The organism is Bordetella petrii (genome assembly GCF_000067205.1).
GTDB classification, from domain to species: domain Bacteria; phylum Pseudomonadota; class Gammaproteobacteria; order Burkholderiales; family Burkholderiaceae_B; genus Bordetella_A; species Bordetella_A petrii.
Window position 1 is genome coordinate 4,391,963 of record NC_010170.1, and the last position, 24,087, is coordinate 4,416,049.

At 62.1% G+C, this 24,087-nt stretch carries 18 protein-coding genes; 6 read left to right on the forward strand and 12 right to left on the reverse strand.

Annotation, left to right across the window (positions count from 1 at the left end; genetic code table 11):
* Positions 1 to 18 precede the first annotated feature (18 nt).
* Positions 19 to 1,503 carry a TPM domain-containing protein gene (locus BPET_RS27195; RefSeq protein ID WP_012251043.1) on the forward strand — a complete coding sequence of 495 codons (1,485 nt, stop codon included), beginning with the start codon at positions 19 to 21 and terminating at the stop codon, positions 1,501 to 1,503.
* A gap of 36 nt (positions 1,504 to 1,539) precedes the next feature.
* Here BPET_RS27195 and BPET_RS21095 read toward each other — a convergent pair whose 3' ends face one another.
* Both BPET_RS21095 and BPET_RS21100 read right to left on the reverse strand, forming a co-directional pair.
* The gene (locus BPET_RS21095; protein WP_012251044.1) at positions 1,540 to 1,947 is read right to left on the reverse strand and encodes a lipoprotein; all 408 of its coding nucleotides are present in this window, start codon (positions 1,945 to 1,947) and stop codon (positions 1,540 to 1,542) included.
* A 98-nt stretch (positions 1,948 to 2,045) separates the two neighbouring features.
* The gene (locus tag BPET_RS21100) at positions 2,046 to 4,949 is read right to left on the reverse strand and encodes an autotransporter outer membrane beta-barrel domain-containing protein (protein WP_012251045.1); all 2,904 of its coding nucleotides are present in this window, start codon (positions 4,947 to 4,949) and stop codon (positions 2,046 to 2,048) included.
* Between the two features lie 85 nt (positions 4,950 to 5,034).
* On the opposite strand from BPET_RS21100, the gene BPET_RS21105 reads away from it, so the two are divergent.
* Positions 5,035 to 5,844 carry a helix-turn-helix transcriptional regulator gene (locus BPET_RS21105; protein ID WP_012251046.1) on the forward strand — a complete coding sequence of 270 codons (810 nt, stop codon included), beginning with the start codon at positions 5,035 to 5,037 and terminating at the stop codon, positions 5,842 to 5,844.
* Positions 5,845 to 5,874: 30 nt separating this feature from the next.
* Here BPET_RS21105 and BPET_RS21110 read toward each other — a convergent pair whose 3' ends face one another.
* The 5 genes from BPET_RS21110 to BPET_RS21130 all read right to left on the reverse strand — a co-directional run bounded on the left by BPET_RS21110 (position 5,875) and on the right by BPET_RS21130 (position 12,235).
* Positions 5,875 to 7,908: a TRAP transporter permease gene (locus BPET_RS21110; RefSeq protein ID WP_012251047.1), complete on the reverse strand. Its 2,034-nt coding sequence runs from the start codon at positions 7,906 to 7,908 to the stop codon at positions 5,875 to 5,877.
* A 107-nt stretch (positions 7,909 to 8,015) separates the two neighbouring features.
* Entirely contained in the window at positions 8,016 to 9,068 is a 1,053-nt protein-coding gene (locus BPET_RS21115; RefSeq protein ID WP_231852629.1) for a TAXI family TRAP transporter solute-binding subunit, read from the reverse strand.
* A gap of 110 nt (positions 9,069 to 9,178) precedes the next feature.
* A complete protein-coding gene (locus BPET_RS21120; RefSeq protein WP_012251049.1) occupies positions 9,179 to 9,952 on the reverse strand; it encodes an enoyl-CoA hydratase/isomerase family protein in 774 nt (257 codons plus the stop codon).
* Positions 9,949 to 11,172 (reverse strand): CaiB/BaiF CoA transferase family protein, encoded by a 1,224-nt coding sequence (locus BPET_RS21125; RefSeq protein WP_012251050.1) that lies wholly within the window; start codon positions 11,170 to 11,172, stop codon positions 9,949 to 9,951. Before BPET_RS21125 ends, BPET_RS21120 begins: the two co-directional genes overlap by 4 nt.
* A gap of 31 nt (positions 11,173 to 11,203) precedes the next feature.
* Positions 11,204 to 12,235 carry a Bug family tripartite tricarboxylate transporter substrate binding protein gene (locus BPET_RS21130; RefSeq protein WP_231852630.1) on the reverse strand — a complete coding sequence of 344 codons (1,032 nt, stop codon included), beginning with the start codon at positions 12,233 to 12,235 and terminating at the stop codon, positions 11,204 to 11,206.
* 121 nt (positions 12,236 to 12,356) lie between these two features.
* Here BPET_RS21130 and BPET_RS21135 point away from each other — a divergent pair, with 121 nt between their 5' ends.
* Positions 12,357 to 13,325 (forward strand): LysR family transcriptional regulator, encoded by a 969-nt coding sequence (locus BPET_RS21135; RefSeq protein ID WP_041863133.1) that lies wholly within the window; start codon positions 12,357 to 12,359, stop codon positions 13,323 to 13,325.
* A gap of 15 nt (positions 13,326 to 13,340) precedes the next feature.
* Here the strand turns inward: BPET_RS21135 and BPET_RS21140 are convergent, their stop codons facing one another.
* Positions 13,341 to 13,925: a LysE family transporter gene (locus tag BPET_RS21140; protein ID WP_231852719.1), complete on the reverse strand. Its 585-nt coding sequence runs from the start codon at positions 13,923 to 13,925 to the stop codon at positions 13,341 to 13,343.
* A 274-nt stretch (positions 13,926 to 14,199) separates the two neighbouring features.
* On the opposite strand from BPET_RS21140, the gene BPET_RS21145 reads away from it, so the two are divergent.
* Positions 14,200 to 16,518: a molybdopterin-dependent oxidoreductase gene (locus BPET_RS21145; RefSeq protein WP_012251054.1), complete on the forward strand. Its 2,319-nt coding sequence runs from the start codon at positions 14,200 to 14,202 to the stop codon at positions 16,516 to 16,518.
* An 82-nt stretch (positions 16,519 to 16,600) separates the two neighbouring features.
* Here BPET_RS21145 and BPET_RS21150 read toward each other — a convergent pair whose 3' ends face one another.
* The 4 genes from BPET_RS21150 to metC form a co-directional block, all read right to left on the reverse strand.
* Positions 16,601 to 17,620, reverse strand: a complete 1,020-nt coding sequence (locus BPET_RS21150; protein ID WP_012251055.1) for a Bug family tripartite tricarboxylate transporter substrate binding protein — start codon at positions 17,618 to 17,620, stop codon at positions 16,601 to 16,603.
* A gap of 100 nt (positions 17,621 to 17,720) precedes the next feature.
* On the reverse strand, positions 17,721 to 18,500 hold the full coding sequence (locus BPET_RS21155) for an SDR family NAD(P)-dependent oxidoreductase (protein WP_012251056.1): 780 nt from the start codon (positions 18,498 to 18,500) through the stop codon (positions 17,721 to 17,723).
* Positions 18,501 to 18,551: 51 nt separating this feature from the next.
* Positions 18,552 to 19,487 carry a 4-hydroxy-tetrahydrodipicolinate synthase family protein gene (locus BPET_RS21160; RefSeq protein ID WP_012251057.1) on the reverse strand — a complete coding sequence of 312 codons (936 nt, stop codon included), beginning with the start codon at positions 19,485 to 19,487 and terminating at the stop codon, positions 18,552 to 18,554.
* Between the two features lie 68 nt (positions 19,488 to 19,555).
* On the reverse strand, positions 19,556 to 20,740 hold the full coding sequence (gene metC / locus BPET_RS21165) for a cystathionine beta-lyase (protein WP_012251058.1): 1,185 nt from the start codon (positions 20,738 to 20,740) through the stop codon (positions 19,556 to 19,558).
* Between the two features lie 244 nt (positions 20,741 to 20,984).
* Here metC and BPET_RS21170 point away from each other — a divergent pair, with 244 nt between their 5' ends.
* Both BPET_RS21170 and pntB read left to right on the forward strand, forming a co-directional pair.
* Complete coding sequence (locus BPET_RS21170) at positions 20,985 to 22,604, forward strand: Re/Si-specific NAD(P)(+) transhydrogenase subunit alpha (RefSeq protein ID WP_012251059.1); 1,620 nt, start codon at positions 20,985 to 20,987, stop codon at positions 22,602 to 22,604.
* 28 nt (positions 22,605 to 22,632) lie between these two features.
* Positions 22,633 to 24,048 (forward strand): Re/Si-specific NAD(P)(+) transhydrogenase subunit beta, encoded by a 1,416-nt coding sequence (pntB, locus tag BPET_RS21175; protein ID WP_012251060.1) that lies wholly within the window; start codon positions 22,633 to 22,635, stop codon positions 24,046 to 24,048.
* The last annotated feature ends 39 nt before the right edge of the window (positions 24,049 to 24,087 follow it).

Consider the following 24,087-nt stretch of genomic DNA (forward strand, 5'->3'; position numbering starts at 1 on the left):
GCGATAAGGTCGTGCCTCATGCGTAACAAGCCCGGCTTCCTGGTTCTTGCCCTGATCGGCCTGTTGTGGTGCCTGGGCGCCCAGGCCCAGTACTCGGTCGAATCGGTTCCCAACCCGAAATCTCAGGGCAACGACCATTACGTCAGCGATCCCGACGGCAACCTCGACAGCGATACCCGCGCCCAGCTGGACGCCATCAGCGCCGGCATCGAGCGCGCCAACGGCAGTGAATTTGCCATTGTGGTCGTGAACGACTACCAGGGCGACAGCGATTTCGACTTCGCCCTGAATCTGTTCTCCCACTGGGGCATAGGCAAACAGGGCAGCAACAATGGCCTGCTGCTGTTTCTTGCCCTGGACAGGCACGAATACCGCTTCATTACGGGATACGGCGTAGAAGGCATCTTTCCCGACGCACTGCTCAAGCAGATCGGCGAAACCTACCTGGTGCCATACCTGAAAGACGGCAACACCAACATGGCCGTGCTGGCCGCCGCCAAGGCAGTCGAAGGGGTGTTCCTGTCGCCCTCGCACGAAATGGAGCTGGCGGGCTTGCAGGCATATCGGCCCGGTTTCTGGAACCGGCACGCCGCAATGCTGGAACACACTTTGTATGTGCTGGCCATTTTTGCGTTCGGGTTCGGCTGGATGAGCCTGGCGCGCAAGCGGGTGCAAAAGAAATTCGCCATCAAGACCGCGCCCTACAAGGCCCGCTCGTTCTGGTTCGCATTGTTTTTCTTCCTGTTTTCCCTGTTCCTCAGCCTGTTTGTATTTGTCTTTCTGGATGTGGTCGAGCGCGTCTACCAGTTCCGCAACCTGCCCTACTTCGCCGCCGCCTTCGGGTCGCTGCTGCTGCTGTTTCACTACTATGGATGCGTCGAATTCCTGAAAAAAAGCACCCGCGACACGAAAACCGGGCTGGACATGCAGGTTGCCTTCACCCGCCTCAGCCTGCTGCCGCTGTTGCTGGCCCCGCTGGCCTACAAGGCGTTCTATAACCTGCCCAGAAACAGCAGGAACTCCCGCCTGCGCGACCAGCCGCCTGGCGCAACAGGCAAATGGCTCCGCGTCAACCGCGATTCCCTCAAGCAAGCGGACGTGAAAAAGTACCTGACCGAACAGCAGATACGGGAAGAAAAGCTGGGCGCCCGATCCTACGAAATCTGGCAAGACCAGGAAACCGCCAATACACACATCACGGGCTTTGCCGGAGGCAAGGCCGGCCAGTATGAAATCTGCCCCAAGTGCCATGGCCAGACCTTGCAGCGGCCCGAAATAAAGGTGCGCCAACGGGCAACCTACACGCGCGCCGGCACCGGAGAGCGCATGCAGGAATGCGCCTTCTGCGATTACGCGGTGTCGCTGGGCATGGTCGCGCTGGCGAAGCTGCAAAAGAGCAGCAGTTCGTCTTCCGGCGGATCGGGCAGCAGTGGCGGCGGCAGTTCCGGGGGAAGCTTTGGCGGAGGCTCAAGCGGCGGAGGTGGCGCAGGAGGACGATGGTAGGCGAACTCCCGCACGGGCGGCGGGCGAAGCGCCGGGTCACTTCAAGGCAGTAATGTTCCAGTCGGACGACGAAGACGCCGAGATGCGAAAGTCGTGCACGCGGCCTGCCTGCACGTATACATCTACATAACGAATCGACCGGCTGGCATCGCCCGCCTGCACGCCCAGGTTATGCGCGCCTGCCGGCACATGCAACTCAAGTACCCGCCCGGCCTTGACGTTAGCCACGTGCCTGCTATCCAGATAGACAAGCACGGTCTGGTCCTGCCCCAGCACGCCTGCGTCCCGGGCGATTCGCACCGTGCCTCGATCAATCGCCGGCGACGCCAGGGCCTGATCCAGAAGCGCGGAGGCATCGGCGCGCGGCGCCTTATCGACGTCGACGGCCGAGGTCGAACAACCGGCAAGCAACGCGAGCGCGCACGCGGCAATAGTACGGAGCATGTTTATTGTCCGGTGATGCTGAAATCGATGACCTGTGTGGGGTTTAACCTGTCCGCCCCACCATCGTCAATCGGGGCCGATGCCCAGGGCCAGTCGCCCTAGAACCGGTGATTCAGCCGGATATATGCCGTTTGCGCCGAAGCATGCCCGGTATTGATGATGGCGTCCGCCCCCAGCGCTACTGTCGTGGACTTGGATGCCATCAGGCGAATACTGGCGCCCGTGGTCAGGAATGAGCGCGGCAGGTCGGTGCCCTTGGCCGTGAAAACCGTGCCGTCCTGGCTTTGCACTGCCGTGGCGCGGCCACTGCTCAGCACCTCATGCGCATAGCCCAGCCGGAACTGCAGGTTCATAGGCCGCTGCGCATCGCCGAACTGCTTGTCCAGCGTCATGCCCACGTATGGCTGCAGGCTATGCACGTCGTCCGAATCCACGTCCAGATCTTGCCCGTGCGCACCGCTTTCGCTGAACCCATTGGCGCGCACATAGGCATACCGAAGCCCGGCATGCGGCGTCAGCACGAATCCGCCCACTTGCATCGGCACACTAGCCTGCGTGGCGGCCGTGAATTCGTGGCCGGTATGGTCGCCTTCGGCCGTGCCAAATCCACCAAACGGACGCTTCTGCGACAGGAAATCCAGCCCATAACCCATCGTAGCCGACAGGTTGACGCGCCCTACCGGCTGGCTAGCGTATAGCGCGAGCCGCAGCGTGTCGATGTCGCCGGACGCGCCCGTATCATCTTCGTTGATGGACGTATGCGAATAGCCGCCAGCAACGCCTACCGTCGCGCTGCCGAACTGGCGGTCTACACCCGCAAGGAACCCATAGGTATGCGCCTGGAATCCCGGCTCGTCGCCGGTGCCGTCCACCTTGTTGCGGGCGCCAGTAAACCTGACCCAGGCGTTCCTGGAGGTTTCCACGCCGCGCTGCACGTTGGCCAGCCGCTCGAACAAGCTTGCATTGGCGCCCTGTGCCTGCAAGACAGCGGTCGTGGCCAACGCGGTGTAGATCGACGTGTTAACCGGCGCCACCACCAGCGAATCATCCGCGAGGGTCAGGCCGACGTTGTTGGCGCCATAGGTGATGGACGACTGCAGTTTTCCCAGATTGGCGCCGGCTGTTGTCATGTCCACGTTGGCGAAGCGGCCTGTTACGCCATTGGCGGCGCTCAGCAAGGTGTACTGCCGCGCCGAGTAGGTGCCGGGCGCGAACATGACTGCCAGCGTGCCATCCAGCGCCGCGCTGCCGCCGACGCGCAGCCGCGATGCGGTGGTCGGGCTGACCTCGATGGCCAGCGTGCCGTTGTTCGACTGCGAGTAGTTGCCGCCCACGGTCAATGTGCCAATAGAGCCGCCCGGGGCGACCACGCCGCCGTTGGTGAGGTCGCCCAGCACCGTACCGTGGCCGATCAACGTACCCAGGGGATCCACCAGGACACTCCCGCCCAGCACCGCGCCGGCATGAGCCTCGTCGCCAACCGCCAACGTACCGCCCGCGATGGTCGTGGTGCCGGTAAAGCTGCCGCTTGCACCATTAAGCGTAAGCACCCCGGAGCCCAGCTTGACCAGGCCGCCGCTGCCGGTCAGGCTGCCACTGAAGATCTGCGATGTATTGTCGGTCAAGGTTAGTGTGTTGGCGCCCAGCGCCACCTGGCTGCCCGCCACGCCCGACAGGTGCGCCAGAGACTGGTTGCCGCCGGCCGACATATCAAATACCGTTGCGGCCGACGTCAGCGCCACAGATGTGGCCGACGCCAGGGCGCCCGTGCCGGCCAGCGCCAATGTGCCCTGGTCGATCGTGGTGGCGCCCGTGTAGGTGCTGACGTCCGTCAGCGTCAGCGTGCCGGCGCCCGTCTTGGTCAGCCCTCCCAGGCCGCCGATGCCGGTGGCCAGCGTAACGTCATTGCCGTTGGTGTCCAGCTTGCCGCCGCTCGCGCCCAGCACGATCAACTTGCCGGAAATGTCGTCGGTATTGCCGGCGGCCCATTGCAAGCCGCCGCCGTCCAGGGTGATCTTGCCCAAGCCCAGGTTGCCGGCATTGGAGAAATTGATCGTGCCAGCATTGACGAACGTGCCGCCGGAATAGGTATTCGCGCCAGTAAGCACGGTGGTTCCGCTGCCGTTCTGGGTAACAGTGCCAGAGCCCGAGATCGCCGTGGAAAAAGTGTAAAGCGCATCCGACTGGTTGAAGTTGATAGCGCCGGCGTTGTCGATGCTGCCGGCCAGTCCGGTGATCGTGCCCGCGCTCGTTTCATTCGCGGTGGCGCTGCCGATGTTCAAGGTACCTGCGCCGTTGATGGTGAATGCCGCACCGGTCAGGTTGAGCGTGCTGCCGTCGCCCAGGTTGAATACACCGGCCCCGCCAGCCCCACCATTGCCCGAACAGCCACAGTTGCCCCCCGCGCCAGGCAGGCCGCCGATGTACAGCTGGGTGCCGACCGTAATGGTGGCGCCGCCCGTGGCCGTGAGGGTTCCGGCGCCCCCGGCGCCGCCGGTGCCGCCGCGCGTGCTGCCGGCCCCGCCGGACCCGCCGCCCCCACCGGCGCCGCCGACGAACAACGTGTTGTCGACGTTAAGCGCGGTTCCATCGAGGTTGATTGCCCCGGCGCCGCCAACCTCTCCATGAAGGCCGCCCAGGTCGCCGCCGTCGCCTCCGCCGCCCCCGCCGCCGATTCCAACATATTCATAACTGGGCAAGAGGCTGCTGCCATCGGCCGTACCCGGGATGGTTTGCGTGGGCAACGGCACGCCGGCCGCTCCCCCGGCCCCCGGAAGAAAGAAATCCGATCCGCCATTGCCGCCGCTTATGTAACCATCTGTTCCATCGCCGCCGCCCGCGCCGCCGCTGCCCACCAGCAACACGTCGGCCGCCTGTGCTGATGACGCAGCCACGCCAATTAACAGGGTTATCAACGCGCTTGCCGCGCCACGCTGTATGAGCCTGCGCGCGTTGATCTCGGTTAGCGACATCCGGTGAATGCAGTTCAAGGCGTTATCCATAACGTTCTTGTTGATTTAGCCGACACGACAAGGACGCTAATATAGAATTTGCAGTCGAGAGATTCCATTACCCTAAAGGGTAGTCATGACCGATTCCATTTTGCTGCGGGAAATCGTACGACTCTATGAATCCGAACCCGACCTGCTGACACTGCCCGGCATCCTTTTCGAAGGGGTAAGCCGGTTAACCAACGCCGACCTGGTCTCCTGGACCGAAATTCACTTCAACAGCGGAGAGCTGCGCTCGCTGTTATCCGTTGACGAGGCACCCGACCGGCGCAAGGCGGCCTTCCAGGCGTATGCGCGTCATGCGGGCAGCCACCCGTTCTGGCAGAAAGATCCTGCTTTCTATGGCAACCGCGCTATCCGCGAGTCGGACATCTTCAGCGATGAAGAATTCATGGCGCTTCCCATGGCCCGCGAAGTCTTCCTGCCATCGGGCGCCCGCCGCATCATGGGCGTGCTTATTCAACAGGGGGAATATCTGCTGGATCTCGGCGCGCATCGCGTCATCGGCAAGCCCGCATTCAGCGATGCCGAGCGCGACTGGTTGCAGACCTACCGCGGGCACGTGCACCGCGTCTACCGCCAGGCGCAGCAGCGCACTGTTGAGAAAATCACGCCAGAAGACCGGCTGCGTTATGCCTTTCCCGGATTGACTCAACGGCAGATCGAAACGGCCGTGTGGTTGGCGCAAGGGAAATCCAACGAGGCCATCGCCGCCGCGATGAATGTGAGCCTCGATACTGTCAAGGCGCACCTGAAAGCCATTTTCAACAAAATCGGCACCAACAGCCGGTTGGCCCTGGCCCGGCTGGTTCATACCGTGCCGCCGTTCTCGCAGATGCCCCCCCTGTGGACACTTCCGGTGCACACCTGGGAAACCCGGATTTAGTCCCGCCGCCGGGCGATCGCGTGCGCCCGATCAGGCCACCGCCGCGGGGGGCGTGCGCCTGCGCCGCCAGTGGCAGGCCAATGCAATCAACACCAGGCCGAATCCCACCACGTCGGCCACCCTGCCCGGATACACGAGGGCAAATCCGGCAATGCAGAACAGGGCGCGCTCGAGCATCGTGGCGCGCTTCACGAACCACCCCTGGAAGCCCACCGCCAGCGCAAAAATACCCGCAACAGCCGTTATCGTGACTTCAGCGACCGACCACCAGTTCGCCGTGGCCAGGGCCTTGGTCGAACCCATCAGCAGCAACCCCTGTCCGGTGGGATCCAGCACGAACATGAACGGCACCAGGAATGCGGGCATCGTGTACTTCCAGCATTGCATGGTGGTCTTGTACGGATCGCCGCCCGTGATCGCCGAAGCCGCGAACGGCGACAACGCCGTGGGCGGCGAAACCTCGGACAACACCGCGTAGTAGAAAATGAACATGTGCGCGGCGAAGTCCGGCACGCCCAGCTTGATCAACGCAGGCGCGGCAATGACGGCGCAAATAATGTACGACGCCGTCACCGGCACCGCCAGGCCAATCACCCATACCACCAGCGCGGTATAGATGGCGGTCAGCAGCAACGAGCCGCCCGCGTAGTCGATGACAATGCCGCTGAACTTCAGGCCCAGGCCGGTCAGTGTCACCACACCCACGATGATGCCGGCGCCGGCGCAGGTCGTGCCCACGCTCAGCATGCCAGTCGCCCCCGCTTTCAGGGCCTGGATCAGGGGCGACTGGAAAAACAACTTCGCTATTGGCCCCTTGCCGCGAAACAAGTCATAAGGAATCATGGCCGTGTCCGGGCGCAGGAAACTGGTCAGGAAAGACACGACCGTGGCCCAGAACACCGACAGGACGGGAGAAAACCCCCACATCATGAATGCCACAATAGAGATCAACGACAGGAAGTGGAACCAATAATGCCGGGTCAGGTTCCATACCGTGTCGACCTTCTCGAAGATGATCTCGCCCATACCGTACTTGCGCACATCTATCTCGACCATCAGGAATAGCGCAAAGTAAAACAGGCAGGTCGGAATAACCGCCATCAGCAGCACGTCCAGATACGAGATCTTCAGGAACTCTGCAATGATGAACGCCGCCGCTCCCATCACCGGCGGCGAAATAATCGCGCCCAGGCCGCCGGCGGCCAGCAGGCCGCCAGCGGCATTGCGCTCGTAGCCCACCTTGGAAAGCATCGGCCAGGCCACCGTGCCCAAGGTTACCGTGGTGGCCACGCCCGAGCCCGAAGGCCCGCCCAGCAGAAACGACGCCAGCACCACCGTGCGCCCCGCGCCCGCGGGTTTGCCGCCCATGGCCGAGAACGAAAAATCTATATAGAACTTGCCGGCCCCTGAAAACTGCAGGAACGCCCCGAATATCGTGAACAGGATGATCAGCGACGAGGACACATCCACGGCCACGCCGTATATGCCCTCCAGCGTCATGTACATGAAGCCGACAATACGGTCGACGCCGTAACCCTTGTGCGTCCAGGGATGCGGCAGGTAGTTGCCCAGCACGGCATACGCCAGGAAACAGCTCGAAATGACGGGCAATATCCATCCGATGGTGCGGCGCATGCTCTCCAGCACCATGAGAATCAGCGCCACGCCAAATATCACATCCCAGGTGTTCGGGCTGGTATTCCGATCGGTGAAATCGTCGCCGCCCACGATCAAGTACACCGCAATGGCGATCGCCAGCACGGCCACGGCCCAATCCCACCACATGATGCGATGCCGGAACCGCTTGCTGACCGGGAACATGAGAAACGTCAGGAACATCACGAATGCCACGTGTATGGGACGCAATATCTGCGTCGGCACAATGGCATAGGCGGCATACAGGTGGAACAGCGACATAATCACCGCCGCGGCGGCCAGAAATATGCCCAGCTTGCCGCCCATGTGGTTGGCGGCGCCCTCTTCTTCTTCGATGTATTGCTCGGCCTTGCGCAAGGCCTCGTCGCTGACGGCGGCCGTGGAAGTCGGTTCAGCGGGTACATTCATACTGGTATTCCCCGGGGTGGAATTCGGCATCTGCGTGCCTTGGCGTGGTCATCGGGCGAGCCATGAAACTGCCCCAACCTCGCGGCTGGGGCAGCATGAAGCTCTGCTCAATCGAGCTTGACGCCTTTCTCGGTGAAATACTTGACCGCCCCCGGATGGAACGGAACCGGCGAAGCCGCGGCCTTCTGGTTCTCCAGCTTGAACTCGGCCGTATCCTTGTGCACCGCGATCAGTTCGTCGCGGCTGTCGAAGATGGTCTTGACAATGTTGTACGCAACCTCGTCGCTCATCTTCTCGTTGGCAACCAGTATGTTCATGACGGTGGCCTGCTTGTTGTCATGATCCATGCCGCGGTAAGTTGCCTGCGGAATCGTATCTTCGACATACAGGTTCCCGTATTTCTTGTTCATGGCGGGAACCAGATACGCATTGTCGATCAGTTTTATCTTCGTGCCCGGCGTATTGGCCAGGTCGGTTACAGCCGCGGTGGGCAGCCCGCCTACCCAGAAAAAGGCATCGATCTTGTTGTCTTTCATGGCGTTCACCGATTCGGCAACGCCAAGCCGTTCACGATCGACGTCCTTGTCCTTGTCCAGGCCGGCTGCCTCGAGCATGCGGAATGCCATGACCTCGGTCGCGCTGCCGGGCGAACCGGTGGAAATACGCTTGCCCTTCAGGTCGGCCATTTTTTCGATGCCACGCCCGTCCACTGTCACCACATGCATGCGATTCGGATAAAGAATCATCAGCGTGCGCACCGGCACCTTGTGGCCCTTGAATTTTCCTTCGCCCTTGTAGGCGTCGGTGGCGGCATCGGACATGGTCAGCCCGATGTAGGAATCATCGCCGTCGATAAGCTTGAGATTGTCCACCGACCCGCCGGTAACCTCGGCGGTGGCCTCCATACCGGGCACTTTCTTCGACAGCATCGATGCAATGCCGCCGCCAATCGGGTAATAAACGCCCCCGGTGCCACCCGTGGCAATCGAGATATTCTCGGCCATGGCGGGTTGCAAGAACCCTAGACACAAACACAGCAGAAACGCGAAACGTCGTATTGAAGTAGTCATCTTGTCTCCTGGGGCATTCTTGATGTTGCGTTGCGACTGCGAAACAACTTCTGTAATGCGATCAGGCCGATGCTGCGTGTACCTCGCCACGGTGTAACCCGTGAAGACAGCTACGTCAATCAGAGTTCCTGCTAGTATCCATGGCGTTTTGGCCAGGGCGGCCGCCGCGGGAAGACGGCCGGTTTCCTGGCCCGAATACTTCAGGTTTCAGAGGGCCATACGGGTTTGCGCTTTTCGACAAAAGCAGCAATGCCTTCCCGGGCGCTGGGCCGCGCGGCCGCGACGCAAAAGCTGTCGGCGGCCGCCCGCACGGCGGCGCGATAGCCGTTGTCGTTAGCATGCATGAATGCCTGGCGGCCGTGGCGCACCACCTCGGGCGGCTTGGCGCACAGCGTGGCGGCAAGCTCCCGGGCTGCCGCCATGGCCTGCCCCGATGGCGCCAACCTCGACACCAGCCCCAGCCTGGCGGCCTCGTGTGCGTCGAATACCCGCCCCGTGAACAACAGTTCGAACGCACGATGGCGGCCGACAATGCTTGGCAGATGTGAAAAGTGAATCGATGGCGGCACGCCGGCGTCGATCTCGGGATAACCGAAGTCCGCGCTTTCCGATGCCACGATCATGTCGCACGATACCGCCAGCGTCATGCCGCCGCCCCGTGCCGTTCCGTCCACGGCGGCAATGGTGGGCTTGCCCATGTGGAATTGCGTATCCACATTGCGCACGTACAGGCGTTCAAGCAAGTTCCTGACCCGTGCATGGTCGCCCTTATGAATGGCCATCAGGTTCAACCCGGCGCAGAATCGCCCGGGCACCGCGCTGCCCACGATGACGGCGCGCACATCCGCCGCCTGCGCGGCCTGCTGCAGGGCGGCGAGATAATCATCCAGCATCTGCTCTGACAGAGCGTTCACCGGCGGATTGTCGAACAGAATCTCGGCGACCTGGTCCCGTACTTCATAGCGAATCATCATGCTTCTCCTGATGGCCTGGTTTCGGCGCCTTTCCATTGCCGGACTACCGACGCGTCGAGCAGCGCCGCGACGTCGGCAACGTCGTATCCCAATTCCTGCAATATCTCCTGGGTATGCTGCCCATGCATGGGCGGCGGGCACACGGCTTCGCGGGAACGCCCCTGAAATTTCACAGGCAGACCAATCTGCTTGAGCGGTCCCACCACCGGGTGCTCCGTTTTCTCGATCAGGCCGCGCGCCTGAACTTGCGGATGGCTCAACGCCTGCCCCAGCGTATGTATGGGCGAGCAAGAAACCTTGATGCGGCTCAGCAGCGCCACCCACTCCGACACCGTGCGCGTGGCGATTTTCTCCTGCACGATCTGCACCGTGCGCGCCAGGTTGGCGAGCCGCCGCGCGTTGGTCGAGAAGTCGGGATGATCGGCATACTCTGGCATGCCCGCCGCGTCGCAGAACCGGCGCCATTGCGCATCGTTGCCGGCGCCCAGCATCAGCGGGCCGTCCTTGGCCTGAAATGCCTGGTACGGGCACATGCTGGGATGCGCCGTTCCCATCCGCTGAGGGTCCCGGCCGGTATGCCAGTAGGTTTGCGCCATGTAGCTCATGAACCCCAGCGCCGTGTCCAGCAGCGCCAGCTCCACGTATACGCCCTTGCCCGTGCGTTGCCGCTCGATAACCGCTGCCAGCACGCCACTCAGGCCGAACATTGCCGTGCCGATGTCCACCGGCGAAAAACTGGCGCGCGCATAATCGCCACCCGGATGGCCCAGGGTACTGATCATGCCGCTGAAAGCTTGCAGCATTACGTCGTAGCCCGGCTCGTTGCCCATCGGGCCGTCCCGGCCATAGCCGCTGATCTCGCAATAGATAAGCCGGGGGTTGAGCGCCATCAGCGTATCGCGGTCGATGCCCAGCCGCTGCGCCGTGCCGCTGCCGAACCCTTGCAGCACAATATCGGCATCGCGCACCAGGCGGCGGGCGATCTCGCCGCCCTGGTCTGACTTGAGATCCAGCGCGATGCTGCGCTTATTGTGATTAACCGCCAGGAAAATCGTCGACTCTCCCTCGACAGTAGGGGTCCAGCCCCGGGTATCGTCGCCGAGTTCGACAGGCTCTACTTTGATGACTTCGGCGCCCAGTTCGCCAAGATACTGGCCGCACAATGGCCCTGCCAGCACCTTGGAAAAATCGACAACCTTCAATCCAGCTAAGGGTTGCATTGCTCAGTTCCTGCTTGAACGCGTATATCCGTCATTCCGCCTTGATGCCCATCTCAACCACGGCGTTGCGCCAAACCGCGGTGTCTTCGCGCACGAAACGCTCCACATCATCGGCCGGCACCGTAAAGGTATCCACGCCGCGCTCGGCCACACCCTTGCGATAGGCCGGGTTCTGGGCCGCCTTGGCTACCGCGGTGCGCAGGCGCTGCACCACCTCTGGCGGTGTCTTGGCTGACACCTGCAGCGTGAACCAGAAATTCAGATTCAACCGGCCGTACCCTTTTTCCTTCAGGGTCGGCACGTTCGGCAACAAGGCGGATCGTTCTTGCGACGTAATGGCCAGCCCGAGCAAATGACCGCTCTCCACCGTCGTTACCGCGGTGGTCATGCTGTCGAACATGAAGTCGATCCGGCCGGCCAGCATATCGGCCTTGGCGTTGCCGCTTCCCTTGTAGGCAATGGGTATGGCCTTGATGCCGGTCAGCCCGCGCAGCAGCTCGCCATAAATGTGCGGCGAAGTGCCCGGCCCGAAGGTCGCGTACGTCAGCTCGGTTTTCTTGCCCTTCTCGACCAGCTCTTCGATCGTCTTCACGCCCGAATCGGGATGCACGACCAGCACATTGGCCAACGACCCAGTAATCCCGACGGGAATCAGGTCTTTGGCCGGGTCGAACCGCAAATTGGGATACAGAATGGGGTTGACGGCCTGCATGGCCGCCGTCGTGTGAACCAGCATGGTTCCTTCCGCGGGCCCGTCCACCACGAACTGCGTGCCGATGTTCCCCGACGCGCCCGGCTTGTTCTCGACGATGACGGTGGTTTTCAGCTCTTCCGACAGCGCCTGAGCGAACAGGCGGGCAATAAAGTCGGTGGGGCCGGCGGCCGAGAACGGCACCACGATGCGTATCGTGGCGTGCTCTGCCGCCAGTTGGGCCATGACTGCCTTGCCCGGCAGCATGCCAGCAGCCAGGATGGCGGCGGAACTCAATACGAATCTGCGGCGGTCACGAACATGCATGATCTGTCTCCTGTGGGGTCTCGCATGGCCTTGTGGGTCGGCCATTGCTGTTCGATCGCTACTATCGGCGCACGATACATATACGTCAAATACTATGTTTTTATAGAGTCCATATAAAATTATGGATACCCGTCTTCGCCATTGCCGACTTTCGGAATCTGTAGCCATGTCCATCGATCTGCGCGACCTGCGGCACTTCTTGTCGGTCGCCGCCGCCGGCTCCATCTCGCGGGCCGCGCAAATGCAACACATGACCCAGCCCGCGCTCAGCGTGCTTATCAAACAACTAGAAGAGCAACTGGGCACCCCGCTTTTCGAGCGGCTGCCCAAAGGCGTCGCCCTGACCGACGCCGGAGAGCGCCTGCGGGCGCACGCTAAAGACATCCTGCTGCGCACCGAACTGGCCTACGAAGAAATCAGCCAGCAGGCGCGCGTGCCCAACGGGCAGGTAGCTGTCGGCCTGCCTCAGTCCCTGGCTCGCTTTCTTACCGTTCCGGTGGTTTCAGATGTGCTGTCGCGCTGGCCGCAGATACGCCTGCAGGTCATCGAACTGAGCTCGGGCTACATTCCCGAGCATCTGCAAAAGGGTGACATCGACGTCGGCATGACCTTCGCCCAGGACGAACGGCGAGACCTGAACTACACCCACCTCATCGACGAAGAACTGGTCTTCATCAGTTCCGCTTCGCAAATCCGGCGGCATCTGGGCGCCGCCGGCCTGCGGCGCAAGACGATACATCTGTCGGAAATGGGCGATTTCCCCATGATCCTGCCCTCGCGTACCCACAGCCTGCGCGTCCGGCTGGAAGACTACCTGCAACGCGCGGGCCAGCGTCTTACCATTGCCGCCGAGGTCAACACCACATCGCAACTGATCGGGCTGGCCGCGTCGGGCGTGGGAACCACGATTCTCTCTTATTCCTCTCTGGTCGGCGAGAACTCTGCCGCCGACGTGCGGGCGCTTCACATAGAAAAGCCCGCGCTCACCCGCTCGGTTTATCTTTGCACCAACCCAAGCACGCCCAAGACCATGGCGGTAATGAGCGTCATGCGCCTGCTTGTAGATACCGTGAAACGGCTCACCACGGAAGGTGTCTGGCCCACTTCCATGGAACACCAGCAATCCGGCGGGTAATGGCGCCTGCCTGCGTCACCGGTTGCTGGCCAGCCGGATTCCCAGCGCCACAAGCGCGGCGCCCATCAAGGCGTCGACGACGCGGCTCACCCGCGCATAGACAGACCGGACGCGACCCACCGAGAAAAATGTGGCGAGCGCTCCCAGCCATCCGGCCGTGATCAGGCCGGCAATTGCCACCACGCCGGCATATACCCAGGCCGGCGCGCCCACGGGCAGCACGGTCACGAACAAGGTGGCAAAGAAGGTTGCCGTCTTCGGATTGGTGATGCCAACCATGAACCCCTGGCGCCAGGCCTGGAAGGCTCCGGCCCGCGGCACGCCATTCAGTTGCGGCGCGCTGCTGCGGGCCTTGAAAGAAGCCATCAACATCCGCGCGCCAAGGTAGATCAGGTAAACCGCGCCAATCAGGCGAATGGCCTCATAGAGCCAGAACAACTCTTTGATCAGCAGCCCAAATCCAAGAATGGCCAAGGTCGCCCAGATGACGACCGCGCATGCGATGCCCAGGCCCACGAACACGCCGGAGCGCCGGTCGTTGAGCGCATTGGAGGTAACCGCGACGAAATCCGGCCCGGGGCTGATGCAGGCCAAAAACACAATGCCAGACAGCGTGAGCAGTTGAGGCAGGTATTCCATGAATCCAGTTCCAGAGGTTGGCGTCAGGCACGGCTTGACAGCGCCACGCCTGTCCGCATTCTAGAGTAAGGGATATTGTCGTGAAATTTATTTCGTTGTTTCGGCGCCGGGCCGCGCGAAGGGAAAAAATATTCACCCGCGGTATTGTTAGCATTGACAGAGATTCGGATGCCCACAAATCCGTCCAGCGGCGTTGGACTGCGCAAGCCCTGGACCAGAGAACCTTGTCAAAATCATGCCTGAACAGATCCGCCGCTTTCCCTCGCTCTCTCATTGGGGCGCCTTCACCGCGGTCACGCAAGGCGGCAGGCTGATAGACTGCGAGCCGTTTGCGCGCGACAGCGCGCCCTCGGACATTCTTCGGTCGATGCCGGCCATGGTCCACTCGCCGCTGCGAATCGACCGTCCAGCCATTCGAAAGGGGTGGCTGCGCCACCGACACCAGTCCGATGGCAGCGAACGCGGGCGCGACGAATACGTGGAAGTCAGCTGGGACGAGGCCCTTGCGGCGGTCGACTCGGAACTCCAGCGAGTCCGGGCAGAGCACGGCAACGAAGCGATTTTCGGCGGCTCGTATGGCTGGTCGTCGGCGGGCCGGCTGCACCATGCCCGCACTCAGACGCACCGGTTCCTGAATGCCGGCGGCGGCTGTACGAACCAGGCGGGCAACTACAGCTGGGGTGCCGCGCAGTTTCTGCTGCCGCACGTTATCGGCACCTATGCGCCGGTAACCGGCCGCGTGACGGACTGGAACAGCGTCACGAGTCACACGCGGCTGTTGATTGCATTCGGCGGCATGCCGCTGCGCAACACGCAGATCACATCGGGCGGCGCCGGAGACCATCCCGTACCCGGGCAACTCGAACGTGCGGCTGCGGCAGGCATTGAATTCGTCGTCGTCAGCCCGACCAAGGCGGATGTTCCGCCCGGCGTGCGGGCACGCTGGATTCCCATCCGCCCCAATACAGACGCCGCCTTGATGCTCGCGATGATCCACGCGTTGATCACCGATGGCATCCACGACCAGGAGTTCCTGCAGATCCATTGCGTTGGATTTCCGGCCTTGCGCGACTATCTCGAAGGCAAGACGGACGGCATTCCCAAGACGCCCGAGTGGGCTCAGGCGATCTGCGATGTTCCTGCCGAAACGATCCGCGCGCTGGCGCGCCAGGCACGCAACACCCGCACGCTGCTGACTTGTGCATGGTCATTGCAGCGCGCCCATCGGGGCGAACAGCCCTACTGGGCCAGCATCGCGCTCGCGGCCGCGCTGGGGCAGATCGGGCTGCCGGGCGGCGGCTTCGCATTTGGGCACGCCTCCATGAACGGTGCCGGAAACCCGCGCATGGAAATCGCGGGGCCCGCTGTGGAATCGGGGCGCAATCCGACCGGCTCGGTAATTCCTGTTGCACGAGTCACAGACATGCTTCTGCATCCCGGCCAGCAGTACGAATTCAACGGGCGGGAAGGCATTTACCCAGACATCAAGATGGTTTACTGGGCCGGTGGCAATCCCTTCCATCATCAACAAGACCTGAATCGGTTCAGCCGCGCCTGGAGCCGCCCCCAAACCATCGTCGCTCACGAAATCTGGTGGACGCCCATGGCGCGCCGCTCGGATATTGTGCTGCCAGCCACCACCACGCTGGAAAGAAACGATATAGGCGGGTCCACGCGCGACCGCTATGTATTCGCCATGCACCAGGCGCTGGCGCCGGTGGGCTCCAGCCGCAATGACTTCGACATATACAGGGAACTGGCCGCGCGCGGCGGCTACGAACACCGTTTCACGGCGGGCCGCACGGAAATGGAGTGGCTGCGGCACATCTTCGAATCTATGGCCAGTAACTGGCGCGACAATGGCTATGTGGCCCCAGAATTCGATGCCTTCTGGAGCCAGGGGTTCGTGGAAATTCCCGAGCCTGAAAAGCCATTTGTACTGTTCGAGGATTTCCGCCTCGATCCCGCAGGCAAGCCGCTGCGTACGCCCTCCGGCCGTATTGAACTGTATTCGGAGAAAATCGCCGGATTCGGGTATGCCGATTGCCCGCCCCACCCGGCCTGGCTGGCGCCCGACGAGTGGTTAGGATCACCCAAGGCTGCGCAGTGGCCCCTGCACCTGCTCACCCCCCAACCCGCCGGCAAACTCCATTCACAAATGGATGGCGGCGCTGCGTCCGTGGACCTCAAGATCAATGGCCGGGAAGCCCTGCGCATCTCGCCGTCGGATGCCAAAGCGCGGCGCATCGGCCAGCATGACCTCGTCAAGATATACAACGACCGGGGCGCTTGCCTTGCCACCGCGGTTATCGATACCGGCCTCAAGCCGGGCGTGGTAGTTCTGCCTACGGGCGCCTGGTTCGACGCTGCCGACGAGAAGCTTGAAATACACGGCAACCCCAACGTGTTGACTATCGACGTGGGCACTTCCCGGTTGGCTCAGGGAAGCAGCGCCCAATCAGCCCTGGTAGAGGTCGTGCTTTGGGAAGATGCCGCGCCGCCGGTCCAGGCCTTGAAGCCGCCGAAAATTGGCAAATGGAATCGCGCCGCATAGCCCTGCGGCGCAAAACGCAGATACCTTTGCCTGAACGCCCAGAGGCCCCTCTACGGGGCCTCTGGCTTACAAGCGCCTACCGCTATTCCGCGGTGATATTGGCCTGCTTGATAATGGCGCCGTACTTGGCCGTTTCGGATTGAATGTACTGCGCGAAGTCCGCACTGTTCCGGTACGAACTTTCAAATCCCAGGTTGCCAAGCTGCTCTTTCATGCTGGCGGACTGCATAACGTTCTGCGCGGCGGCATCCAACCGTTTTAGAACCGGCTCCGGCAGGCCGGCAGGCGCCCACAGCCCATACCAGGAATAGAACTCGAAATCTTTAAGTCCGGCCTCTTGCATCGTCGGAACATCCGGCAACAGCGGGCTGCGCCTGTCGCCGGTTACCGCCAGGGCGCGTATCTTGCCACCCTGAACCATGGGCAACGAAGAAAGCATGGGATCGGCCAGTGCGTGAACCTGGCCGCCAATCAGGTCGGTCAAGGCCGGGCCGCCGCCCTTGTACAGCACGATCGGAATCTGCAAATTGGAAAGGCCGGCCTCGTAGGCGAACTGCGCAATGGCCAGGTGGCCCGCCGAACCGAAACCCGTGGTCGCGAAGTTATATTTGTCGGGCGCCGCCTTCACGACGCTCACGAATTCCTTCACCGTCTTCGCGGGGACATCGTTGTTTACGCTAAGTATCAACGCGCCCTGGGCCAGACCGCTGATGGGGGTGAAATCCTTCACCGCATCGAAGGTCATTTTCTTCCCGTAGAGCAACGGGTTGATATTGTGGATCGAGGCGTTCAAGTAAAGGGTATAACCATCTGGCTGCGCACGCGCGACCACGCCAGCGCCCACCATTCCAGAGGCGCCCGCCCTGTTGTCGATGATGATCGATTGCTTGAGTTCCTCGCCAAGCTTGACGGCAAAAATGCGCGCCAGCCCATCGACCGAGCCGCCGGGAGGATGAGGCACCACGATGGTAATCGGGCGGCTGGGATACGACGCATCCGGCTGAGCGTGCGCCGGTAATGAAGCTGCCAAGGCCAGGCCACCGACGACAGCCGCAATGCCCTTCATGCAAAAGCGGCGAGAACGAAAAGAGGTATTGCGCATGACGAACTCTCACTGAAATGGTTAGGCATCGAATACCGCGTCGCATCCTCGGGCTCGCAATTCATGAGAGCGGAGGCATTGAAGCGGGATCGTAAGCGAATCAGTACGTGCCCGGATAGGCTGCGCCATCTATTAAGATATTCTGGCCGCATATATAGCCGGCTTGCGCGGCGCAGATATAGGCGCAAAGCGCGCCCAGCTCTTCGGGTTCTCCGTAGCGTCCGGCGGGATTATTGGCTCCCCGCTCCGTCCAGAGCTGTTCAAACGTCTTGCCGCCTGGCTCCAGCATGCCTTCTATGTGATGCCGCTGCGCATCGGTAGCGAAGACGCCCGGCAACAGGTTATTAATGGTGACGTTGTGCCGCACCGTCTGGCGGGCCAGGCCCGCCACGAACCCCACCAGGCAGGAGCGTGCGCCATTGGATAGGCCCAGCTCAAGCTGCGGGGCTTTAACGCTGCGTGAAACAATGTTCACAATGCGGCCAAAGCGGCGCTCCATCATGCCGTCCACGACCCGCCGAATCATGTCTATCGGCCCGAGGGCCATGGAATCAAGAGCCGAATGCCAGTCAGCCTGGGTCCACTGGCGAAAGTCGCCGGGCGGCGCCCCGTCCGCGTTGTTCACCAGGATATCGGGCGTGGCGCACGCCGAAAGCGCCGCGCCGCGCCCTTCATCCGTCGTAATGTCGGCAACCACATATCGGACGCGGGTGCCCGTGGCCGCCGTGATTTCGTCGGCCGCCTTGGCCAATGTGCTTTCCGTGCGCGCGGCGATGGTCACATTGACGCCTTCGCTCGCCAGTTGATGGGCGCAGGCGCGGCCCATTCCCTTGCTGCCGCCAAACACCAGTGCATGACGGCCTCGAATTCCCAAATCCATAGTGGTTCCTATCCTGCAAGCGCAGCCCAAGCCAGACGCTTTTGCTTCGAATCAAGCAGCCTTCAGCTGCAGGGAGTTCCAGCCGTACTTCTTGTCCAGGCCCAGCGCCTTAATGACGCGCAATCCCTTGAGCAAGGGTTCGCCTTCCAGGGCGCGCAGCGGCTTGCGCAGCTCGCCCGCCGGCAGGCCCACGGCCTTCATCAGCGACTTGATGGCCACGGGGTTGATGGCAGAGTACGAGTAGTGCAGCAATTGCAGATTGCGCAGATACGACTCCCGGAAGCTGGTGCTGACCTCGGGCGACGTCCACGGCCGGGAAATCTCTGCCAGCTCCGCCGGAGCAATGTTTCCGGTCATGTTGGCCGTGCCGTGGCCGCCCAGGCTCATGGTGGGAACCACCAGGCCCAGATTGGGCGAATCGCAGCACATCACGGATACATCTGGCGCGCCATATAGCACTTGCGCCACCTGGCCCACGCGCGTGGTGGACTCTTTGTGCACCACGTAATTGGGGTGCTTGAAGATACGCAGCAACTGGTCCCAGTGCAGGTCGCTCTTGACGCGCGGCGGGTTGTTGTAGATACCCAGCGGCAGATCGGTTGCGTCGGCCACTTCCAGAAAATAGCTTTCGATGTCCGATTCAGATGCGCAAATATAGGCGGGGGCGGCCAGAATGGCGCCGTCCGCGCCGTTGTCCCGCGCGAAGCGCAGGTAATCCATGGTGGTTTCGGTATTGTTGCCGGTGCAACCATAGAAGAGCTTCATCTTGCCGGTTTTCATCTTCGCGGTTTCCACGATGATGTCCTGGCGCTCTTTCTGAGACAGCATGGACACCTCGCCCGTGGAACCCATGATGAGCACGGCGGTGGTGCCATTGTCTTCCTGGAACTTCAGCAGATCCCGGAAAGCTTCGAAATCGGGGCTGCCGTCTTTATTAAAGGGAGTAACCAGAGCCACGAAGGACCCCGTGATCTTCATCTTGCTCATGCATCTCTCCAGTAAAAAAAAAAAATGGCCGAACCAGTAGAGCAGACAACATTTGCCCGATTATCTTGCTACGTCGCCTCGTTGCAGGCAACCATCGCGGCCAGGCCTTTCTTCAAGTCGGCGATCAGATCTTCCGGATCTTCAAGCCCCACATGCATGCGTACCGCCCGGCCCTTGTGCGGCCATCGATCGCCATGGTGCTTACCCGGGCTGAACGGTATGGCCAGGCTTTCATAGCCTCCCCACGACACGCCAAGTCCGAAATGGCTCAGCGTATCGACAAAGGCCGCCACAGATTTGTCGCCACTTGCACGTAGAACCACCGTAAACAAGCCGCTGGCGCCTTTGAAATCCCGTTTCCAGATGGCATGGCCGGGATGTGACGGCAATGCCGGGTGCACCACAGCCTCGACCTCGGGTTGCTCCTGCAGCCACCGGGCCACGCGCAGTCCCGATTCCATATGTTTCTGCAGGCGCACGCCCATGGTGCGCAGCCCGCGCAACGCCAGGAAAATATCGTCCGGGCTGGCTGTCTGGCCCATGTTTTCTGCCGTCTCCCGGATCTTCGGCCAGGTAGTTTCGTTGCAGGTCACGACGCCTAGCATGGCATCCGAATGCCCCACGATGTATTTGGTCGCGGCGTGGATGGAGACATCGACGCCATGCTCAAAGGCCTTGAAGAACAACGGAGTGGCCCAGGTGTTGTCCATGACGACCCAAGCACCGTGCGCGTGGGCGGCCGCGACTATGGCGGGAACATCCTGGATTTCCAGTGTCTCGGACCCCGGAGATTCAACAAACACGACGCGCGTATTGGGCCGCATGAGCGATTCGACGCCGTTGCCGCAGGCAGGTTCGTAAACCTGCACTTGCACCCCGTAGCGGCCAAGCACGCCTTCAAGAAACGAGCGGGTTGGGCAATAGGCGCTGTAGGGCACCAGGATGTGGTCGCCAACCTTGAGCAGAGCCGTGAGCGCCGTAGCAATGGCCGCCAGCCCCGACGGAAAGACCAGCGACCGGTAGCCGCCTTCGAGCTCGGCCATGGCCTCTTCGAACGCATGGGCGGTGGCGGTTCCGTAGCGGCCATAGGTAGTAGCGCCCGGCTCCTGCGCGGCGCGGGCGCGCTTCATGTCCTCCCATTGCGCCATGCTGCCGGCGAGTATCGTCGACGCCCTGCAGATCGGAGTATTCACCAGGCCTCCAAAACGTTCCGGATGCCGCCCGGCGCTGACGAGTTGAGTGCTTTCCCTCATGAATTTCGATCTCCGTGGGTATCTCGCCAGCGCTGCCATGGGAATTCGACGGGCACTGCTGACGTGACTGAAGTTTATGAGGATCGCCGGTGAAAACTCTTCGATTTTTCAGCGTTTCCGGAGCAGAAAAGAGAAAAAAAATCACCGTCGAATTCCGACAATTCTCTCAAGGAACTGAAAGCTAGAACATCTTTGCAGTCAACCCCCATACCGCACCGATTTTCAAACCTGACGAGAGCGACTCATGCCCTGTACTTCAATTTACCCGCCAGACAGCGGATCCCAACGCATAGGCGTGCCACGAGAAACACTGCCTTTGGAAAAACGCGTGGCCACGGTGCCCGACGTCGTAGAAAAGCTGGTCAAGCTCGGCTTTACCGTCGCCGTCGAGTCCGCCGCGGGCGAAGCCGCGGACTTCAGCGATGATGCATATCGCGCCGCGGGAGCCGAGATCATCAGCGATGCAGCGACTCTGTGGGCCACCTCGGACATCATCTTCAAGGTGCGTCCGCCCAGCCTCGAAGAGGCCTGCTTAATCCGCGAGGGCGGCATGCTGGCCGGCTTCATCTGGCCGGCTCAATCCCCCGAACTGATGCAGCAGTTGGCTTCCAGGCACGCGACGGTACTGGCTATCGACTGCCTGCCCCGCATGCTCTCCCGCGCGCAGAAGATGGACGCGCTGAGCTCTACCGCGAGCGTCAGCGGCTATCGCGCGGTCATCGAGGCGGCCAACGCCTTTGGCCGCTACTTCAACGGCCAGATCACCGCGGCGGGCAAAGTTTCCCCGGCCAAGGTCTTCGTCGCCGGCGCTGGCGTGGCCGGACTGGCAGCCATTGGCACGGCGGCCAACCTGGGCGCCATCGTGCGCGCAAATGACACCCGGGCCGAAGTGGCCGACCAGGTCAAGTCGCTGGGCGGCGAATTCGTCAAGGTCGACTACGAAGAAGACGGCTCGGGCGGCGGCGGATACGCCAGAGTCATGAGCGAGGGCTTCCAGGCTGCCCAGCGCCAGATGTATGCCCGGCAGGCCAGGGATGCGGACATCATCATCACCACCGCCCTCATTCCCGGCAAGCCAGCGCCCAAGCTTATCACCGCCGACATGGTGCAAACCATGAGGCCCGGCAGCGTCATCGTGGACATGGCTGCCGAACAGGGCGGCAACTGCGAACTTACCGTGCCCGGCAAGGCCGTGATGCGCCATGGCGTGACCATCATCGGCTATACCGACCTGGCCTCGCGCATGGCCAGGCAGTCCTCCACGCTGTACGCCACCAACCTGCTGCGCCTGACCGAAGAGTTGTGCAAAGCGAAAGACGGGCGGGCTGTCGTCAACATGGAAGATGACGCGATCCGAGGCCTGACGGTGATCAAGGAAGGCGTCGTCACCTGGCCGGCCCCACCCCTGAAACAGGCTCCCGCGCCTGCGGTCAAGGCGGCGGCCGCGCCCGTGGTCGAGAAGAAGAGCGGGCACCGCCATGGCGCCCGCTCGCCCTTGCCGGCCAGGACATTGGCCCTTGTGTTCGCCGTGGCGGCCGTGTTGTTTGCCTGCATAGGCGCCTACGCGCCCACGGCCTTCCTTGGCCACTTCACGGTATTCGTGCTGGCCTGCTTCATCGGCTACATGGTGGTGTGGAACGTCACGCCCGCACTACATACGCCGCTCATGAGCGTCACCAACGCGATCTCCAGCATTATTGCGATCGGCGCGCTGGTGCAGATCGCGCCGCCCGAAGCCGGCGCCGCGGGCCGGCCGGATGAACTGATCCTTGGGCTAGCCTTTGCCGCCCTGGTGCTCACGGCCACCAATATGTTCGGCGGCTTTGCCGTCACGCGCCGCATGCTCGCCATGTTCCGCAAGTAATAGCCACAGAGCACAAGGAAAACCCGTAATGTCCCAATCGCTCGCTACCGTCGCTTATCTGGGCGCGGCCATTCTTTTCGTTCTCAGCCTGGGGGGCCTGTCCAACCCGGAAACTTCTCGCCGGGGCAACCTGTTCGGCATGACCGGCATGGTGTTGGCCGTGCTGGCCACCGTATTCGGCCCGCGCGTCAGCCCCGCAGGCATTGCGTGGATTGTCGCCGCGCTGGTCATCGGCGGTGGCATCGGCCTTTACGCCGCGAAAACCGTCAAAATGACGCAAATGCCCGAACTGGTCGCACTAATGCACAGCCTGGTGGGCCTGGCCGCCTGCCTGGTCGGGTTCGCCAGCTACGTCGATACATCCCTGCATTTCCAGGGCGCAGAGCAGACCATCCACGAGGTGGAGATCTACGTCGGCATTCTGATCGGCGCCATAACGTTCAGCGGCTCGTTGATCGCTTTTGGAAAACTCAATGGCAAGATCGGCGGCAAGCCGGTGCTACTGCCGGGCCGCCACTGGCTCAACCTGGCGGCGCTGTTGCTGGCAATCTGGTTCGGCGGTCAGTTCCTGGACGCCGCCACACCCGGCGCGGGCATGACGGCCCTGGTCGTCATGACGCTGATTGCGCTGCTGTTTGGTGTGCACATGGTCATGGCCATCGGCGGGGCCGACATGCCGGTAGTAGTGTCCATGTTGAACAGCTACTCGGGGTGGGCGGCGGCCGCCACCGGTTTCATGTTGAACAATGACCTGCTTATTGTCACCGGCGCTTTGGTGGGCTCGTCGGGCGCCATTCTCTCGTACATCATGTGCCAGGCCATGAACCGCAACTTCGTCAGCGTGATCGCGGGCGGCTTCGGCGCGGGCACGCCGAACAAGGCGGCCCCCGGCGGCAAGACCGCGCAGCCGCAGGGCGAAGTGGTGGCGGTCAACGCCGGCGAAACCACCGACATGCTGCGCGAGGCCAGAAGCGTGATTATCGTGCCCGGTTACGGCATGGCCGTCGCCCAGGCCCAGCACACGGTATACGAGATTGCCAGGATTCTGCGCGAAAAAGGCGTGACGGTGCGCTTTGCCATACACCCGGTGGCCGGCCGCATGCCGGGCCACATGAACGTACTGCTGGCCGAGGCCAAGGTTCCCTACGACATCGTGATGGAGATGGACGAAATCAACGAGGAATTCCCGGACACCGACGTGGCCATGGTGATCGGCGCCAACGACATCGTCAACCCCGGCGCGGCGCAAGACCCGACCAGCCCGATCGCCGGCATGCCGGTGCTTGAAGTGTGGAAAGCCCGAAACTCCATCGTGATGAAGCGGTCGATGGCTTCAGGTTACGCGGGTGTGGACAATCCGCTGTTCTACAAAGAGAACAACCGCATGCTGTTCGGAGATGCGAAGCAGATGCTCAACGAAGTGCTAGTGGCGCTCAGGGCCTGACCCACCCCACGCCGGGCGCCATCATGGATGTCGCGCCCG